The 17727-nt window shown below is 45.9% G+C and carries 18 protein-coding genes; 15 read left to right on the forward strand and 3 right to left on the reverse strand.

All coding sequences use genetic code 11. From position 1 onward, the window contains the following. Positions 1-246 precede the first annotated feature (246 nt). From ffh to C3B73_RS03065, 7 genes are all read left to right on the forward strand, one after another. Positions 247-1587: a signal recognition particle protein gene (ffh, locus tag C3B73_RS03035; RefSeq protein WP_103664159.1), complete on the forward strand. Its 1341-nt coding sequence runs from the start codon at positions 247-249 to the stop codon at positions 1585-1587. A gap of 37 nt (positions 1588-1624) precedes the next feature. Then, entirely contained in the window at positions 1625-2623 is a 999-nt protein-coding gene (gene rpsP, locus C3B73_RS03040) for a 30S ribosomal protein S16 (RefSeq protein ID WP_103664160.1), read from the forward strand. Between the two features lie 18 nt (positions 2624-2641). After that, on the forward strand, positions 2642-3181 hold the full coding sequence (gene rimM / locus C3B73_RS03045; RefSeq protein WP_103664161.1) for a ribosome maturation factor RimM: 540 nt from the start codon (positions 2642-2644) through the stop codon (positions 3179-3181). A 4-nt stretch (positions 3182-3185) separates the two neighbouring features. Beyond that, positions 3186-3878 (forward strand): tRNA (guanosine(37)-N1)-methyltransferase TrmD, encoded by a 693-nt coding sequence (gene trmD / locus C3B73_RS03050; RefSeq protein ID WP_103664314.1) that lies wholly within the window; start codon positions 3186-3188, stop codon positions 3876-3878. A 41-nt stretch (positions 3879-3919) separates the two neighbouring features. After that, positions 3920-4270 carry a 50S ribosomal protein L19 gene (gene rplS / locus C3B73_RS03055; RefSeq protein ID WP_103664162.1) on the forward strand — a complete coding sequence of 117 codons (351 nt, stop codon included), beginning with the start codon at positions 3920-3922 and terminating at the stop codon, positions 4268-4270. A gap of 153 nt (positions 4271-4423) precedes the next feature. Then, on the forward strand, positions 4424-4978 hold the full coding sequence (locus tag C3B73_RS03060; RefSeq protein ID WP_103664163.1) for an adenylate kinase: 555 nt from the start codon (positions 4424-4426) through the stop codon (positions 4976-4978). A gap of 134 nt (positions 4979-5112) precedes the next feature. Continuing rightward, positions 5113-5850, forward strand: a complete 738-nt coding sequence (locus C3B73_RS03065) for a DUF1499 domain-containing protein (RefSeq protein ID WP_103664164.1) — start codon at positions 5113-5115, stop codon at positions 5848-5850. Here the strand turns inward: C3B73_RS03065 and C3B73_RS03070 are convergent. After that, positions 5847-6758 carry an ATP-grasp domain-containing protein gene (locus tag C3B73_RS03070; RefSeq protein ID WP_103664165.1) on the reverse strand — a complete coding sequence of 304 codons (912 nt, stop codon included), beginning with the start codon at positions 6756-6758 and terminating at the stop codon, positions 5847-5849. The two genes, C3B73_RS03065 and C3B73_RS03070, sit on opposite strands and share 4 nt — an antisense overlap. Before the next feature lie 140 nt (positions 6759-6898). Between C3B73_RS03070 and C3B73_RS03075 the strand changes: the two genes are divergently transcribed. Next, entirely contained in the window at positions 6899-7525 is a 627-nt protein-coding gene (locus C3B73_RS03075; RefSeq protein WP_103664166.1) for a hypothetical protein, read from the forward strand. A 9-nt stretch (positions 7526-7534) separates the two neighbouring features. Here C3B73_RS03075 and C3B73_RS03080 read toward each other — a convergent pair whose 3' ends face one another. After that, positions 7535-8407 carry a DUF72 domain-containing protein gene (locus C3B73_RS03080; RefSeq protein ID WP_103664167.1) on the reverse strand — a complete coding sequence of 291 codons (873 nt, stop codon included), beginning with the start codon at positions 8405-8407 and terminating at the stop codon, positions 7535-7537. Between the two features lie 119 nt (positions 8408-8526). On the opposite strand from C3B73_RS03080, the gene C3B73_RS03085 reads away from it, so the two are divergent. Together C3B73_RS03085 and C3B73_RS03090 are read left to right on the forward strand one after the other, a co-directional pair. Further along, entirely contained in the window at positions 8527-10227 is a 1701-nt protein-coding gene (locus C3B73_RS03085) for a sodium:solute symporter family protein (protein WP_103664168.1), read from the forward strand. Between the two features lie 232 nt (positions 10228-10459). After that, positions 10460-11932, forward strand: a complete 1473-nt coding sequence (locus C3B73_RS03090) for a histidine kinase dimerization/phosphoacceptor domain -containing protein (protein ID WP_103664169.1) — start codon at positions 10460-10462, stop codon at positions 11930-11932. Positions 11933-11942: 10 nt separating this feature from the next. Here C3B73_RS03090 and C3B73_RS03095 read toward each other — a convergent pair whose 3' ends face one another. Further along, positions 11943-12794: a transglutaminase family protein gene (locus tag C3B73_RS03095; protein ID WP_103664170.1), complete on the reverse strand. Its 852-nt coding sequence runs from the start codon at positions 12792-12794 to the stop codon at positions 11943-11945. A 118-nt stretch (positions 12795-12912) separates the two neighbouring features. Between C3B73_RS03095 and C3B73_RS03100 the strand changes: the two genes are divergently transcribed. The 5 genes from C3B73_RS03100 (at position 12913) to C3B73_RS03120 (ending at position 17678) form a co-directional block, all read left to right on the forward strand. Further along, on the forward strand, positions 12913-14148 hold the full coding sequence (locus C3B73_RS03100) for an arginine deiminase (protein ID WP_103664171.1): 1236 nt from the start codon (positions 12913-12915) through the stop codon (positions 14146-14148). Positions 14149-14163: 15 nt separating this feature from the next. After that, entirely contained in the window at positions 14164-15378 is a 1215-nt protein-coding gene (locus C3B73_RS03105; protein WP_103664172.1) for a site-2 protease family protein, read from the forward strand. 8 nt (positions 15379-15386) lie between these two features. Continuing rightward, positions 15387-15803: an outer membrane protein assembly factor BamD gene (locus tag C3B73_RS03110; protein WP_232802966.1), complete on the forward strand. Its 417-nt coding sequence runs from the start codon at positions 15387-15389 to the stop codon at positions 15801-15803. Between the two features lie 85 nt (positions 15804-15888). Then, entirely contained in the window at positions 15889-16368 is a 480-nt protein-coding gene (gene smpB, locus C3B73_RS03115) for an SsrA-binding protein SmpB (protein ID WP_103664174.1), read from the forward strand. A 35-nt stretch (positions 16369-16403) separates the two neighbouring features. Further along, positions 16404-17678: an MgtC/SapB family protein gene (locus C3B73_RS03120; protein WP_103664175.1), complete on the forward strand. Its 1275-nt coding sequence runs from the start codon at positions 16404-16406 to the stop codon at positions 17676-17678. Positions 17679-17727 lie beyond the last annotated feature (49 nt).

The following is a 17727-nucleotide window of genomic DNA, read 5'->3' on the forward strand; positions in this document are numbered from 1 at the left end:
GGAAACGGAATGATGGATTTGATGCTGATTGGCCTTTTAGTATTCAAGCAAGGTCTTGGTTATCCCAACACTTAATTCCGCGACGATCCGCAGAATCAACGTCATCCGTGTTCCATTCGGGTATCACCACCAACTTTGATTCTCACTCAAAAACATTTATCCACATTGTTGTTGATAACGCGGGAAAGAACTCGTATTTTTACAGGCTCTGTAATTGGCGGAGAAAAATCGATTTGATACAATACCATGTTTGAAGATCTGTCCTCAAAATTAGATAAAGCATTTCAATCCCTGAAAGGGGAAGCTCGCATCACGGATGTGAATATAGCGGAGACTGTCCGTGAAATTCGCCGTGCCCTGCTTGATGCTGACGTTAATTATGAGGTTGCCCGCCAGTTTACGGATGATATTAAGGAGCAGGTGCTCGGTTCTGATGTACTCACCAGTGTTAATCCCGGCCAACAGTTCACGAAGATCGTGCACGACAAGCTGGTTGAAACATTCGGTGGTGAGAAGGCCGATATTGCACTCGCTCAAACCCCACCTACTGTCATTCTTATAGCCGGACTTCAGGGTTCGGGTAAAACGACCTTTACCGGTAAGTTAGCCCGACACTTAAAGCAGGAGCATAAAAGGAATCCTCTTCTTGCTGCCGCCGATGTTTATCGCCCTGCCGCTGTTGACCAGCTTAAGACACTCGCATCTCAAATTGATGTTCCGGTGTATTCCATCGAACAGAAAGATGCCGTTCGCGTTGCCAAAGAGGCTGTTTCCATGGCCAAAAGTCTGGCACTCGACACGGTTATTATTGATACCGCGGGTCGTTTACATGTAGATGAGGATATGATGAACGAGGTTGCGGAGATCAAGAAGGCCGTAAATCCTCATGAGATCCTGTTTGTGGTCGATTCAATGACCGGACAGGATGCTGTTAACACAGCCAAAGAATTCAACGAACGTATTGATTTCGACGGTGTGATTCTTACCAAACTGGATGGTGACACCCGTGGTGGTGCTGCCCTCTCCATTAAGTCCGTTGTAAACAAGCCTATCAAATTTGTGAGTACCGGTGAAAAACTGGATGCTCTCTCTCCTTTTTACCCTGACCGTATGGCTCAGCGTATTCTGGGCATGGGTGATGTGGTTTCGTTTGTTGAAAAAGCTCAAAAAGAATTTGACGAGAAAGAAGCTGAAAAACTTCAAAAGAAAATACGATCGGATAAATTCGATCTGAATGACTTTCTCGAGCAAATTCAGAAGATCAAGAAAATGGGAGATTTCTCTGATCTCGTTAATATGATACCCGGCGCCAGCAAAGCATTGGATGATGCAGAGATCGATGACGATGCGTTCAAACCGATTGAAGCTATAATCTTATCAATGACGCCGGAGGAGCGCCAGGAACCAGAGCTATTGAATGGAAGTCGAAGACGACGAATAGCAAAAGGATCTGGCACCACAGTTCGTGAGATCAATCAACTCATGAAGCAGTTCGATCAAATGAAAAGTATGATGAAGACCATGTCAAAAATGGGTAAAGCCGGACGTGCGCTTCAAGGACTGAAAAATCTGCCTATCGGCCGATAAGAACTTATAACTTAAACACACATAGTGGAGAACAGCATTGTTAAGAATCAGATTACAACGCAAAGGACGTAAGAAACGCCCAATCTGGCATATCGTAGTTGCAGAGCGACATGAAGCACGCGATGGCCGTATTGTTGAGCGTGTGGGACGTTATGACAACGTTACCGAGAAAAAAGAAGTGATCTTAAATGAAGATCGTATTCTGTATTGGTTAGACACCGGTGCACAACCTACCGACACCGTACGTAAAATTCTTCGCAGAGAAGGTATTCTGTACAAGCGTCACCTCATGAGCTGGGGCAAGAGCGAAGAAGAAATTGAAGCAGCCATGTCAGAATGGAGAGAATACCGCGATTCCAAGAAAGAAGACGCTGCCAGCCGTAAAGAAGACCACAAGGCCGTTCTTGCTGCTGAAGAAAAAGAATACAAAAAGCAGATCCAGGAAAAATCCAAGCAGGCTGCTGCTGAAGTAAAAGCTGAGAAAGCTGCCGGCGAACTGGAGAAAGAAGAAGGACCTAAGTCTGACGCCGACAAAATTGAAGAAGCTTTGGAAAAGGCCGAATCAAAAGACGCTGAAGAGTCTGTAGAAGAAACAGCTGAAGTTGAAGAAAAAGCAGCTGAAGTTGAAGAAAAAGCAGCTGAAGAAACTCAGGACGAATCTGCTGAGACCCCGGTAGCAGAAGCGGAAACCGCAGAAGATGAAGCCACCGAAGAAGATGCAGAACCTGAAGCAGCTGATGCCAAAGAGGCAGCCGAAGCCGTAGAAGAGAATATCGCTGAGGCAGACGAAGAGCCTGCTGTTGAAGAAGCTGAAGCTGAGGAAGAAACCAAAGACGAAGCCCCTGAAGAAGAGGAAGCTGACGAGAAGGAAGAAGAAAAAGAAGAAACTTCCGGACAGGTTTCAACCGACATGACTGCCAAAGAGGCCATCGATCATATCAATGATACCGATCTGGAAGACCTCAAAGGATTTGTACCCGACGATGAAGACCGTGTAACGGTTCAGCGTGCCTGGGAAAGTAAACAAGAAGGATAATTAAACGATCCGGCGCCTATGAATCGGGACGCCATTACACCGGGTTTTGTACAGGTGGGGCATGTTGAACGCTCCCATGGGCTTGAAGGCAACCTGAGGGTTTTCTTTGATGTCGATGATCCTGCTAAAGTAGAAGACCTGACCCTGGTGTACTTGCGAAACGATCGGGGCGATTTTATCCCTGCCCGCATTACAGATTTACGGGTTGAAGGGAAGAGAAATCAATTTTCGTTCTTTGTACAATTTGACCATATCGCTGATCGCACAGCCGCAGAAGCACTGAAAGGCAAAGGCATCTTTCTGGAAGCAGAACACGCCGAAACCCTCTCAGATGATGATGCTCAAGCCGATGACACCCTCATTGATCATGAAGTATTCGATGACCGGGATGAATCGCTTGGCCTGGTGATCGATGTAATGGAGAATCCGGCTCACCCCATATTGGTGGTAGCAACTACCTCGGGCAGCCGGCTCATACCTTATATCGAACACTTTGTGCGAGACACCCGCGATGGAAACATCTATTGCCAGAATCTGGATGAACTGGAAGGCGTCTGATATGATGAGAATCGATATCATATCCGCTGTTCCGGCTCTGCTTGAAAGTCCGCTTAACCACAGTATTGTGAAACGGGCTATCGATAAAGAACTGGTGGAGATCCATGTGCATGACCTTCGGGACTATACTGAGGACAAGCACAAAAAAATAGATGACTATCCATATGGCGGGGAGCCCGGAATGGTGCTGACACCGCAGCCAATATTCAGTTGCATAGAGAAGCTCCGGTCTGAACGTGAGTATGACGAGATCATATTTACAGCACCCGATGGCGATGTTTTTGAGCAGGGAGATGCCAATGCGCTGTCTCTCAAACAAAACATCATTATCTTGTGCGGGCATTACAAAGGTGTTGATCAGCGTGTGAGAGATGAATTGATCACCAGGGAATTTTCCATTGGCGATTATGTGCTTTCGGGAGGTGAGATCCCGGCCCTGGCTATCACTGATGCTGTGGTCCGACTTCTTCCCGGTGTGTTGGGAGATGCGGGAAGCGCACTGAATGATTCATTTCAGGATGGATTGCTGGAAGCGCCGGTCTATACCCGGCCTTCTGAATTCAAGGGGTTGAAAGTACCCGATGTACTGCTATCAGGTGACCACAATAAAGTGGCTGAATGGAAGCACGAGCAATCCCTCAAAAGAACCAAAGAACGAAGAGAAGATCTGTACAACAAATTTAAGAAAGAACATTAATAACTGAACCTCCGATGGTCGGAGGTTAAAAATCAGAGATCATGGATAAGCTAAAACTTGTAGAGCAAAGCCTAATAAACGAGGAAGTTCCTCATTTTACTGCAGGCGACACGGTTAATGTACACTACCGTGTGCGTGAGGGCGAGAAAGAACGTATTCAGCAGTATGAAGGCGTTGTACTTTCTGAGCGTGGAAGCGGGCCAAACAAAACCTTTACTGTGCGTAAGATCAGCAGTAATGTAGGTGTTGAGCGTGTTTTCCCACTGAATTCCCCGTTCATTGCTAAGATCGATGTGAAGAAGAAAGGTAAGGTAAGACGTTCAAAACTATTCTATCTGAGAGACCTGCGCGGTAAAGCAGCTCGTATCAAGGATAAAGAAGTACAGAAGTAATCGTACCGGTTACCCTGTTCTGAACCCTTATTTATTTACAGCGATCTCATAGTTTCAGTTTTGAGGCTTAAGAGGTCGCTATTTTCTCTATATCAGGTAATTTGATGCCTGATATCCCAAGCACGATCTAAATCAGAAAACACACATTTTCTCATGAACATCATTTTATTCGGACCTCCCGGTGCAGGTAAAGGAACGCAAGCCAAAAAATTGCAGGATGAATTCAATATTCCTCAATTATCAACCGGTGATATTTTCCGTTCAGCCATAAAAAATGAAACACCTCTTGGTGTGAAAGTAAAGTCTATCTTAGACAATGGCGAACTGGTTCCGGATGAGACCGTTGTGGATCTCGTGGCAGATGAACTGTCAAAAGAGAAGTATCAGGATGGATATATCCTTGATGGATTTCCAAGAACCGTGGCACAGGCCGAGGCCTTTGATCAGTATCTTGAAAACCACTATGACGAACTCGATGCCTTTATTTCACTATCGGTTCCTGAAGAAGAATTAGTGAAACGCATCCTTTCAAGAGGAGAAGGACGGTCGGATGATACCGAAGAGAAAGTAAAAACACGGCTCGAGGTTTACCAAAAGGAAACCAAGCCGGTTCTGGATCATTATCAAAAACAGGATAAGGTTCAGGAAGTGAACGGACTTGGAACTATTGATGAGATCTTCGATCGTATTAAAGAGGCACTGAAGTAAACCTCACAGTCGCTGACCACTTTTAAAAGCCCTGTACATATTGAATGTGCAGGGCTTTTGTATTTTTGAACGAATCCCACCCATTTTCGTGTATATTAGAGTGCGTCAATTCATTTAACCAACCGAAAGAACACATGACAAGCTATACCGGAATGCGACTGATCGTTTATGGAACTATACTTGCCATCCTTGGCGCTCTTTCGGTATTACTATCCGGTTACGGTTATCAGTGGGGATGGTGGTCCTTTGGCTTTGGGTTCAGCATCATTCCATGGGGAACCGGAGCGGCTGTTCTGGGCGGCATTATTTCCAGCATCGGATTTTTCAGGATCCCGGACCGCACCAAGAATCAAACCATTGTCGGTGCCATTGGTATCGGCCTCGCACTCATTGCATTGGCAAATATTGGTTATTGGTATATGGAGGTTCAAAAAGGATACCCGCCTATTCATGACATTACCACCGATATACAGGATCCTCCCCAATTCAAAGCGATCGTGCCGTTACGGGCTGATGCCCCTAATCCATCTGAATACATTCGCGACAACGGCACACCTGAATCACAGCGTTCTTTTTACGGAGAAATCGAACCTATAATCGTAAACATGCCTTATGAAGAGGCTTTCGAGCGTGCCCTTAAAGCCGTCAATGAACTATCGTGGACGCTTGTGGATGAAAACAAAGAGGAGGGACGGATCGAGGCCTACGAAAAATTAGCCTGGTATGGTTTTATTGATGACGTAGTCATCCGAGTGGACACTACTGAAACGGGAGTCGAAATTGATATCCGGTCGAAATCACGTATAGGCCGTGGCGACCTTGGGGTTAATGCCAAACGGATCAGGGCTTACAAAAAAGCATTCAATAATTAATCAGCCCTCCGGTCGAGTTGAGCTATCACTGCGTCCGCCATTAGGTCAGCTGATTCCGGTTTAAACCTGAACCATAACTCCGGCTCAATAAGCTCCAGTTCAGAAACAGCGAGGTTCCCATCATTGTCTTTCATAATATCTACCCGGGCATAAGCCGGTTGTTCGGGGCAGGCTTTTACGGCTTGTAAAGCAAGTTCGATCTCTTCTCCGGTGGCTTCATGTTCATGAACCGTACCTCCAAAATCATCCTGAACCCTAAAATCTCCCGCTTTGGCTTTTTTGAGTATCGCATGACTGTACACTCCACCAAACACCATCAATGAGATCTCTCCTTCATCGGGAATGGAGTACTGAAAAGGCTGAAGCATAAAATCTTCCTGTTCCATCAGGTGTTTCAGGTGTTCCTCCACTTCATTCATGTTCCTTTCGGTGATCTGAAAGGTGTGCCTTGCCGCCCCACCTATGGCCGGCTTGACCACCGTGTGATTCCACCCCGTCAGGTTATGAAGCTCAGTCAGCGACAATAACGATCGGCGCGGAATGAACCGGGTTGGAATGATGGGTACACCTTTCTTTCCTAAGTCTCCCAGATAATGCTTATCAATGTTCCAGTTCAGAATATCTATGGAATTGATGAATTGGGTGTGCTCAGAAATGTTTTGAACCCAGCCGTAAAACTCTGCAAACCGATCAAAGTAATCCCAATTCGTTCGAAACAATACGGCTGAAGTTTCTTTCCAGTCAAAATCAGGATCTGACCAGGACCTTCTCCCAACACTTAAGCCCTTCTTTTCCAGGGCTGCCTTCACCAGTCCGTCTTCGGTCAGAATATTCTGTACATATTGATCCGGATCTTTAGGAGCCACGTATCTTGAATCCGTCAGGACGATCACATCATATTTTGCCATAGCATCTCATTAACTGCCAACATTTATCATTTCCTTAAGAACGAGATACCTAATCTAAAATCCAATACCTCTATTTCCTATTATTTTAGCGTTAAATTGTTTTTATTGGAAAAAAGGTTTTTCACAAATAGAGGTCACTTATGCGAATTCTCCTGATCATCTTATACACACTACTCCCCTTGTCTTTTTTACAGGCACAAACCATCGATACCTCAGAACTGAATAAGCTTCAGAACGGAGAATATTCCATTGCGGAGGGTCAGCTTCAGGTTCTGTTTTCCGATACCACCACAAGGGCCTTTGCGCTTCAGGAAATGCATAATATGGGTGTAGAGGTTAAAAGTACCGATTTTAATAGCATTTTGATGATCATTGAGAATCACCCTGAAAAGGAACACATTCGGTCTATTCAAAAGGATGAGTCCGTGTTTCTGGTACTTAATGAAGCCTCCTACGTCAATTCCGGTGAGGATCTCATGAGCACGGAAAGGAGTATCATGGAAGGAAATATTGACCCTGAATCCGTCAGCGATTTTAAGTTCAAAGATGAGTATAAAGCGGTGATGGTGCATCTAAAAGAGACCGCCACCATGAAGGATGCCAACCGGATCATGGACCGGCATCCGGACCTGAAATTGCGGGTTTTATTTGAACCAAGACGGTCTGCCGTTATTCAAACCGATCCTGATGCAGAGGATAACATCATCACTCTTCTCGAAAGCAAACCATACGTTAAGAGTGTGGCTTTTATGGGTGTTTTAGAATAAATATTCGCTTCAGAAAAGACCAAGCTGCGTATCCTGCCTGTCAGCCGGCTTGGTATGAAGAGGTGGCAGATCGACCAATTCAGACAGCAGTTCATGAAAGTACCGGCACAGTTCAGCCTGTGATACCCGGTCGGGTGAATGGATGAACACATAAGGATGTAAACCCTCACCTATCCATTCTGCCACAATGATAGCCCATTCCTTCAGGTAAGGTTCGTTATTCAGTTTATCATTCGAGCCCACATAGCGTAAAACGGGTCGCGTTCCGGTGGTATCGAATCGAACAGGCACTTTGGGTTTTTTATTTTGGGCTTCAATAATTGATGATTCGGTGGCTTTCATGGAATGAAGTTTCCGGGTATCGAAAATAACCCGGTCCACATCATAACTTTTCAGCAGCGAGATCAGGTTTCGCTCGTTCCTTCCGTGATCAAAGAAATCCTTATGCCTCATTTCCACGGAATAGCTAAAAGCTTTGGGCAAAATCGAAAAGACATCCTCCAGGCGGTATAATTCACTGGGCGAAAAAGTTTCGGGAAACTGGATCATAAACGGCCCAAGTTTTTCCCGGATCGGCTCAAACAACCTGACAAAATCGAGCACCTCCCCCTTCACATTGTACATCCTTTTTTCGTGAGTAATGTGCTTGGGGAACTTAAAGCAGAACTTGAAGTCCCTGGGCGTTTGCTGACCCCATTTTTCGATCACCGATCTTCCCGGAATGTTATAGAAGGTTGAGTTCCCCTCCACGGCATTAAAAACAGAGGCAAACTGTGACAGAAACTGAGCCGGTTTGGCATCCTCAGAATAGAAAACCCCTTTCCACTCCGGCAAACTCCAGAGGGAACACCCCAAGTGATATGGCATTACATGCTTACTCATAAAGATAATTAACAAAAATATTTATCATCATGGTATGTAAACTTTTAGGGGATAAATAAAATTTCATTATACTCTGCTCAACTTTAAAAATTTCAAACAGCCAAAGCACTTGACCATTCATGCCTTTTGAACTTTTAGATTATCTCGTTGTTGCCGGATATGTTTTACTGATGGTTGGCGTTGCCTGGGTGGCTAAAGTGCGCGGACAGGAATCCCTCGATGATTTCTTTGCCGGCGGAAAAAACCTGCCCTGGTGGCTGGTTGGGGTTTCCATGGTAGCCACCACCTTTGCCGCGGATACTCCGTTAGCCATTACAGGCATTGTTGCCCGACAGGGAATTGCCGGTAACTGGTTCTGGTGGAACTGGATGATCTCAGGGATCGTGACGGTCTTCATTTATGCCAAATTATGGAAACGGGCGGATGTACTCACCGATGTGGAATTCATTGAACTCCGTTATGGAGGAAAGCCCGCCAGTTTTCTAAGAGGATTCAGGGCCCTCTATTTTGCCTTCCCGTTCAACTGTATCATCATGGGTTGGGTAACGGTCGGTATGGCTAAGATCCTCACCGTGATCACCGGGGCAGATCAGTGGATCGTGATCATCATCTTGTACGCCCTGATCGGACTCTATATCGCCATCTCGGGTTTGTGGGGAGTTATCGTGACCGATTTTGTACAGTTTATCCTTGCCATGATCGGAACCATTGCACTCGCCTATTTTGCGGTTGATCATGTGGGAGGACTCGCTGAACTAAAGGCACAGCTGATCGATACGGTCGATTATGATGTGTTCAGCTTTAACCCGTTTACCAATCCTGAGATCGCCCTGACCACCGCCCTGATCTGGGTTGGCATGAACTGGTGGGCAGCCTGGTATCCGGGGGCAGAACCGGGCGGTGGTGGGTATATTGCTCAGCGCATGTTCTCTGCAAAGGATGAAAAAAATGCGGTAGGCGGCACGCTTCTTTTCAACATCCTGATGTATGCCGTGCGACCCTGGCCATGGATCCTCGTTGCCCTGGTTGCCATGGTGGTATTTCCAAACCTGGAAGATCCTGAAACCGGATACCCACTCATGATGCTGGAGGTACTGCCGGTTGGCTGGATGGGTCTTCTGATGGTCGCCTTTTTGTCTGCATTCGTCTCAACCATCTCTACGCAGCTGAACTGGGGAACCTCTTATGTGGTCAACGATTTCTACAAACGCTTCATCAAAACACCCGGGGAATTTGAATCGCAGGACTCGGCTCAAAAGCATTATGTGCTGATCTCCCGTATTGCCACATTACTGATGGCCGCACTTGGGGTGGGAGTCTCCTATTTCTTTGATTCGGTGTCAGGCGGTTGGGAATTCATCTTGTCACTTAGCGCCGGAATTGGAGGGGTTCTTTTATTACGATGGTTCTGGTGGCGCATCAATGCTTGGAGTGAGATCACAGCCATGGTCGCGGCCATGATCGGAGCCGTTTATTCCAATCAGATGGGATATGATTTTGCAGGCGGAATGATCTTTACGACCACCTTTTCAACAATTGTATGGCTGATCACTACCTTTATCACCAAACCGGAGTCTGACGAAACCCTAACCAAATTCTACAGTAAGGTGACTCCCATGGGTAACTGGAGTCGGTTTTCCGGAGGTAAGAAATCACCGGATGAACTGCTGCCATCCTTGATCAATATTGTTTTATCCATCGGAGCCATCTTCGGATTCCTGTTTGGACTGGGACAGATCTTCTTTGGAAATATTCTGCTTGGGATCGGATGTATCTTAGCAGGTTGTATATTGGTGTGGTCAGTTGTCAGAAAGATCTGAGTTGGTGGCTCGTATTGGAAGTCGAAGACATCCTGAACTGATACTTTTCAGTCTCCGCTTCGCTCAAGACTGAAAAGTTGAGTGAGTGGTTAAAAAGTGTGTTTAAGTGCCTTATTATAACTCTCTATTCTACTTTAGATTCTTCCAATATTGAGTGAAAGAAAAAGAGTCTTTTGTATCTTTGATACAGATTTTTAAGTATAATTTGTACGACACTTAATTTACTCCCTTGATGAGTAAACATTCATCAGTTTTTGGCCGTTTAATATTTACAGGTTTCCTCACACTGCTGGCGGTTTTGCCTTTCTCTGCCCAGGCTCAAACTACACCCACCGATACAGTTTCAATATGGTCCTTTGACCGGATACGACAAGACCTGAACGGCGATCAGGTTCCAGATCATAAGGGAGAAAATGTAGTTGTAACCGGTATTGCGAACATCAACAGTGGAATACTTCATGAAAAATTCCTGCAAGCTTTCATTCAAAACGACAGTTCGGGAATGTCTATTTTTGCCCAGGATATCGAAACCCCATTTCAGGCAGGCGACAGCCTTGTCGTTATGGGTTATATCGATCAGTACAATGGGCTCATAGAAGTACAGGTCAACTCCTATTCTGTTTATTCAGGCGAATCAAAATTACCTGTCCCCATCCCACTCACAACGGTTGCTGAGAAACCATCCGATTACCTGGGAATGATGTCAGAAGGAACCGGTCGCGTGATCGAAAAAGGTTCCACCTTCAACGGTAAATATCTGATCATATCTCTGGAGGAATCCATAAAAAGCATGATGGTGTACGTTTCAAACTTCCATCTGCATTATCAGGATTTTGATTTTGAGCTCATTAGTCCGGGAGATGTCATCCATGTTAAAGGCATAATCACCGAATATAATCCGGAATTTCCTGAGCAGAGGTCTTATAAGTTATTCCTCAGAACCCCGGCTGATCTTGAGTTTGAACGGATCCCGCGATTTTACTGGTATTTGATACTGGCCGGTTTGGGCATCCTTGTTTTAGGAACAGCCGGATGGATCTTTGGTCTAAGGCGCCGGGTCGATACCAAAACCAGGGATATTCAGAAATCTCTGCAGGAAAAAGATATGCTCCTTCGGGAGATCCATCACAGGGTAAAAAACAGTCTTGCCATTGTTTCCGGCCTGATCGAACTGCAACTGGGAAGCACTGACAGTGAAAAAGCCATCAACGTGCTTCAGGATAGTCAAAACCGGATCCATTCTGTGGGTCTTATTCACGAAAAATTATATCAGACCGAATCACTTTCCGACATTGACCTCGGTAACTACATCAAAGACCTGGTGGAAGCCATCCACGGAACCTTTACGGAGTTTAAGGATGATGTAATTCTGAACTTTGACCTCGATACCATCGAAGCTGATCCGGACATGGTCATCCCTTGTGGTTTACTTGTTAACGAACTTGTTGTTAATACGTATAAGCACGCATTTAAAAAAGGCAAACAGGGCAGTCTCAATGTAATCCTCAAACAAAAGAATGGGAAGATCCTGCTTCAAATATCCGATAATGGCCCCGGCCTCCCCTCTAATTTTCAAATGGAACAGGATGGCAGTTTAGGAACTATGCTCATAAGCTCATTTGCGGATCAGTTGAATGCTGAGATGAAGATCGACTCCGGGGAGGGAACAGGAATTACCTTCACCTTTACAATACCCAAAAGCTGAAGGGACTTAACTACTTGTACATCTCTGCGATGTCCAGTAACCTGCTAAGGTCTTCAACCCGCTCCATTTCCTTTTTTCGCTCATAACTATGTATGAGGTTACGCAGGCACCGCAGTACAATATCCAGGTTGGTGGCCATCTGAAAGTGCTCGGGCCTCGGTTCCACATTATTCTTCTTCAAAAAGAAATAACACTGATCATAGGTCACAATAGCTCCATTATCGTAGGGGTCAATGAGTAGTTCTTCCTTATCGCCCACATAATTCAGCATAAAATGAATGGGCATGTTGATCCCAAAAAATGGTAATTCGAGTCGCCTGGCCATGAACATGACGATCAAACTCAGCGAAATGGGGAGTCCCTTACGGCGGTCTATCACCTGATCGAGAAAGCAATTTTGCGGTGCGTGGTAGTTTTCCGCATCGCCCTGAAAATTCAGGTCCTCAAAGATGAAAGTAAGTAACCGCTTCAACTTACGCTTTTCATCCAGCTTATATTTGATCTGCGGCTCCACCATCTGCACAAAATGATCCAGCTTTTTCTGGTATTCACTGATCCGCAGGGTCGGGTTACCAAACCGTGCGATCGTCAGAACAGCCTCTTCAAGGGACCTCCGGGTTTTGAGCCCGCCTTCCAGGACCTCGATGAAATCCGACTCAAGCGTACTGAAGGTCAGTTTATGGATCACATCGTTCACCTTCTCCCTGGCATCGGCTCCCTTTACAGTCGATTTATACTGATCTAAAAGCGGAACCGCCTGTTCTCCCAGTTCCTGAAGCCTGTTTTGCACACTTTCCTGTACAAATGGATCGGGATCATCCATTAAAAATAAAAGCGACTCTATCTCTGATTTTGAGGTCATAGTAAAGGTTTTAAATTGGCCATAAAGATATTAATTCAACCGCCCAATTACTTCTTATAAATGCTCTTGTTATCCTTTATATTTAACGGTTCTGATAATCAACTTAGACAACCATAATATGGACATTAATGTTTCTTCTGAGATCGGTCACCTGCAGGGAGTGATCGTTCATACCCCCGGACACGAAGTATCTCTGGTTAACCCCGAACTTAAGGATGAACTGCTTTTTGATGATATCATTTTTGAGGAAGACGCTCGGGGAGAACACCTCGACATGCTTGATATCTTTAAGGCAGCTATGCCAAAAGATGGTAAGGTCATCGAGATCGTGGATCTTTTTAAAGACGTATTCAAAAAAGAAGATGCCCGTTCATATTTCATTGAACAGCTGATCAAGGAATTTCCCGAGGAAAACCTGCATGTCATAGAAAAGGAACTGCACCGACTCTCACCCGACGACCTGCTGAAGTTTGTGATACAGGGCTACCTCGAAAAATCCAAGGGATTTACCCTGCATCCATCCCCCAACCTGCTTTTTACCCGCGACCTCGCTGCGGTAGTCGGAAATGGAATACTGATCTCGCGGGCAGCCAAAAAAGCCCGCCTTCGGGAGTCGTTGATGATGGAAACCCTGGTTGAGTATCATCCCATGTTTGAATCCGTAAGAGATAACGCGATCCGGATCTCCGGGCATCAATCTATTGAGGGCGGTGATGTGTTGGTGGTGTCAGATAAACTGGTGCTGATCGGGATGAGTGAGCGAACTTCGTTCAGTGGACTTATGAAAGGAACCGAAGGCCTGCTTCAGCGGGGTGTGGAAACGGTATTGGCTGTGGATATCCCCAAACAACGATCTTCCATGCACCTCGATACCATCTTTACCTTTGCTGATGAAAGCGAATGTATCGCCTTTCCACCTGCCATCATGGAGCAACAAGACAATGTGGTGGCTCTTTTTAAAGATGGCGACACCATCAAGTCCGAAACCCGTCACTCCCTTAAGCAAGCGCTTGAAGAAGAAACCGGGCGTGACTTTACCTTCATCAAATGCGGGGGTGAAAACCGCACCAATCAGTTCAGGGAACAATGGACCGACGGTGCCAACGTATTTGCCCTGGCTCCGGGAATAATTGTCGGTTATGAACGTAATACCAACACTTTTAACACGCTTGTGGATCATGGCTATGATCTGATGACCCAATTTGAATTCGTGGAAGAATTTGCCGACAAGGAATTCAATCCGGGTAAAGACCAAAAGATCGCTATCAGCTTTCAGGGACATGAATTATGTCGCGGTCGTGGCGGTGCCCGGTGTATGACCATGCCGATCTCACGCAAGCCTTTAATCCAGTAAATTCAACAGAGACTTTTGAGCGAATACCCCTATCAGGAAGAGATCAATACAGACTATGAGGTACTATCTACCAAAGAGGAACCTAAGAACAAGCTGGATACAAGGACCATATTAAAGCACCTTGGCCTGTTTTTACTCACGGTTTTCTTTGTGACGATGACCGGAGCCAATTTTGTGGGGCTCGACCCGGTTCTGTTTCCCTTTGCCTTACCAAACACCACTGACATTTTCAGAGGATTGGTATTTGCAGGACTGCTTCTTGGCTTTTTAACGTTTCATGAATTTGGGCATTATTTTGCAGCGGTTCATCATAAAGTTAAAGTCACCTTGCCCTACTACATCCCCATTCCGTTGGGTATCGGTACGCTTGGGGCCGTGATCCGTATCAAGGAACGCATACGCAAAATGCATCAGCTCTTCGACATCGGTGCCTCCGGCCCAGTGGCGGGATTTATCGTTGCTCTTGTGGTCCTGCTTGTTGGTTTTGCCACCCTGCCGGAACCTGATTACGTGATGAATTTTGCCGGACATGACGAATTGAAGGAGTATGTTTCTGAACACGGAGCCTACCCTGAACACATTACGGACCGAACGGAACAGGGGGTGCTCACCATTGGCAATACCATCCTGTATACCGCACTTGCTTCCATGTTTGATAACGTGCCCCCCATGTGGGAGATGTATCACTTCCCATTTCTTTTTGCAGGATGGCTCGGTTTATTTTTTACGGCTCTCAACCTCATGCCGGTGGGTCAGCTTGATGGAGGACACATCCTCTACTCCCTGATCGGATACAGGCGGCATCGCGTGGTGGCGCGACTGTTTTTTACAGTGGTAACGGCCCTGGCCGGAGCGGAAGCCATGCCATTTCTGGATTCTTATCTCACCGAATATATCCCGTTGCCATTTATTGGATGGGTTGCCTGGGCCTTCATTTTGCAACTGCTCATGAATAAAGCCTTTCGCACAGACAGAGGCTGGATCTACAGCATGATGGCCGTTTCTTTAGCCGGCTCAGCCTTGTACAGTTACCTGTTGGGCGGCATCGAACCCGGGCAGGGTTCACTTATATGGCTTGTATGGAGCTTTTTCATAGCTTTTGCGGTTGGAGTGGAACATCCTCCCGTTGATATGGAAGAAAAATTATCCCCCACACGACGCGTGATAGGCTGGCTAAGTATGCTTATCTTCATACTCTGTATCAGCCCGAACCCTATTTACATGAACTAACTACTATGATGAAAAAAGTATTATTAGCTATTACCCTTCTTGGTTTTATGACCGCTTGCTCACAATCTGATGACAAGACACAAATGACCCTCGATCAGCAGGTCGACCAATTGGTTACGGAAGCCAAATTCGATGAAGCTATGGAACTGCTGGACGAGACTTCATCAGAAGAGGCTCTTAAGCTTCGTGAAGATGTACATTTACGGCATGGCATTTATCTGATCTATAATGCAGACCCTTCTCAAATGAGAGAAAATGCCAATAATGCCCTAAGAGAGTTTATTGCCGTTCTTGAACTCAATCCTGACAATGAAAAAGCAAGAGCCGAGATCGAACAGATCTTAGGTATTTATCGCAGCTTCCCTGACCGACAACCCGCTGAGGATGTATTGGAACAACTGCGTGATTTCGGCTTTCAAATATAATTAAAAGGCCTGTAATGAGGGCGTATCGCATACGCCCCAAACCGCCACAATGATCAAATAAGCCCATTCACTTCAAATAGCTCCCATGAGCGATAAAGAAAAAAAGACCACTCCCACCATTCAAAACCGAAAGGCTCGTCACGACTTTAACGTGGAAGAGACCTATGAGGCCGGTTTGGTTCTGAAAGGAACCGAGGTGAAATCGTTGCGGCAGGGCAAAGCCAGTTTCACGGATTCCTTCGCCTACCTTCAGGATGGTGAAGTGTGGCTGAGGGAGTTATATATTAAACCCTATGAGCATGGATCTTATTATAATCATGACCCCAGGCGGCCACGAAAGTTGCTGCTTCACAAAAAAGAGATCCGTGCACTCGATAAAGCCACTCAGCAAAAAGGGTATACCATTGTACCCCTGAAGTTGTATTTCAAGAATGGAAATGCCAAGGTTCTGATCGGTGTGGCCAAAGGTAAGAAGCAATTTGACAAGAGAGATTCCATCAAAGAAAAAGATGTAAAGCGACAGATCGAGCGCAATGTGAAAGGCAACTACAAGATCAATATGTAGCTCTCAATTTTAAAGGCTTTTGCTTATCATTAAGCATGGAGCCTCAACTTGATATCATCTGGAAATTACTTGCCTCCCTTGGGGTTGGACTCCTCATTGGAACCGAACGGGGCTGGTATGGGCGTAAGGAAGATGAAGGCGACCGCGTGGCCGGTATCAGAACCTTCAGCCTGACCGGATTATTAGGAGGTATCACGGCATCCCTCGTTCCCTTTGGTGGCGAGCTGATGATCCCACTCGCTTTTCTGGCCTTTACCGCTTTGGTCATTGCCTCCTACATTTATGAGATCAAAGTAAATGAAAATGATGATATCGGGATCACAACAGAAGTCGCACTCATAACCACTTTTGTACTTGGGATATGGGCCGGAATAGGGCAATATGCTGAAGCTCTTGGCAGTGCTGTTGCCGTGATGGCCATTTTAAGCCTGAAGCCGATCCTCCATAAATGGCTCAACAAAATTGAGATCGAGGTGATCTATGCCGGCATCAAATTGCTGGTGATCTCGGTCATACTCTTGCCACTTTTACCCAATCAGGGATACGGTCCCTGGAATACGCTGAATCCCTATTGGATCTGGTGGATGGTAGTTCTCATTTCCGGCTTGTCATTTTTAGGGTATATTTTAGTAAAGTATGCCGGTGAAGGAAAAGGCACTATTCTGACGGCTATCATAGGCGGACTGGCTTCCTCAACGGCTGTTACCATCAGCCTGGCTCAACTCAGCAAACAAAGTCATCGTGACAAAAACAGATTATATATAGCAGGCATTCTTGTGGCCTCTTCCATTATGCTGATCCGGGTCTTTATAGAAGTATCTGTGGTGAACCGGGACCTGCTGCATCCACTCTGGATGCCTCTGGCTGCCATGCTGATCATCACCTTAGGATGCGTTGCCTGGCTGTATTTCAGCGGTGATGCGGACACCGGGGATGACAATCCGGACCTGGACCTCGGCAATCCCCTTCAGCTTAAAACGGCTCTTCAATTTGGAGCCCTGCTCGGGGTGATCCTGATACTCTCAACCGCTTTAAAAGAATGGTTTGGCGATCAGGGTATTTACCTGCTGGCACTTCTATCGGGACTGATGGATGTGGATGCCATCACCCTTTCTCTATCTAAAATGGCACAATCAGAGATCAGTGATGCAGTAGCAACACTGGGTATCATCATTTCGGTGATCTCCAACACCCTGGTAAAAGCCGGTTTCTTTATTTTCATCGCCGGTTGGAAAAAAAGCATGGAGCTGCTGTGGCTCATTCTATTGATCTCAGCAGGTGGAGTTCTCAGTTTCTGGCTGTTTGTGTGATAAGGCAGGTATCAAAAAACAAAACCCTACTCCTTTGGGGAGCAGGGTT

Source organism: Gracilimonas amylolytica (assembly GCF_002911695.1).
GTDB classification, from domain to species: Bacteria; Bacteroidota; Rhodothermia; order Balneolales; family Balneolaceae; genus Gracilimonas; species Gracilimonas amylolytica.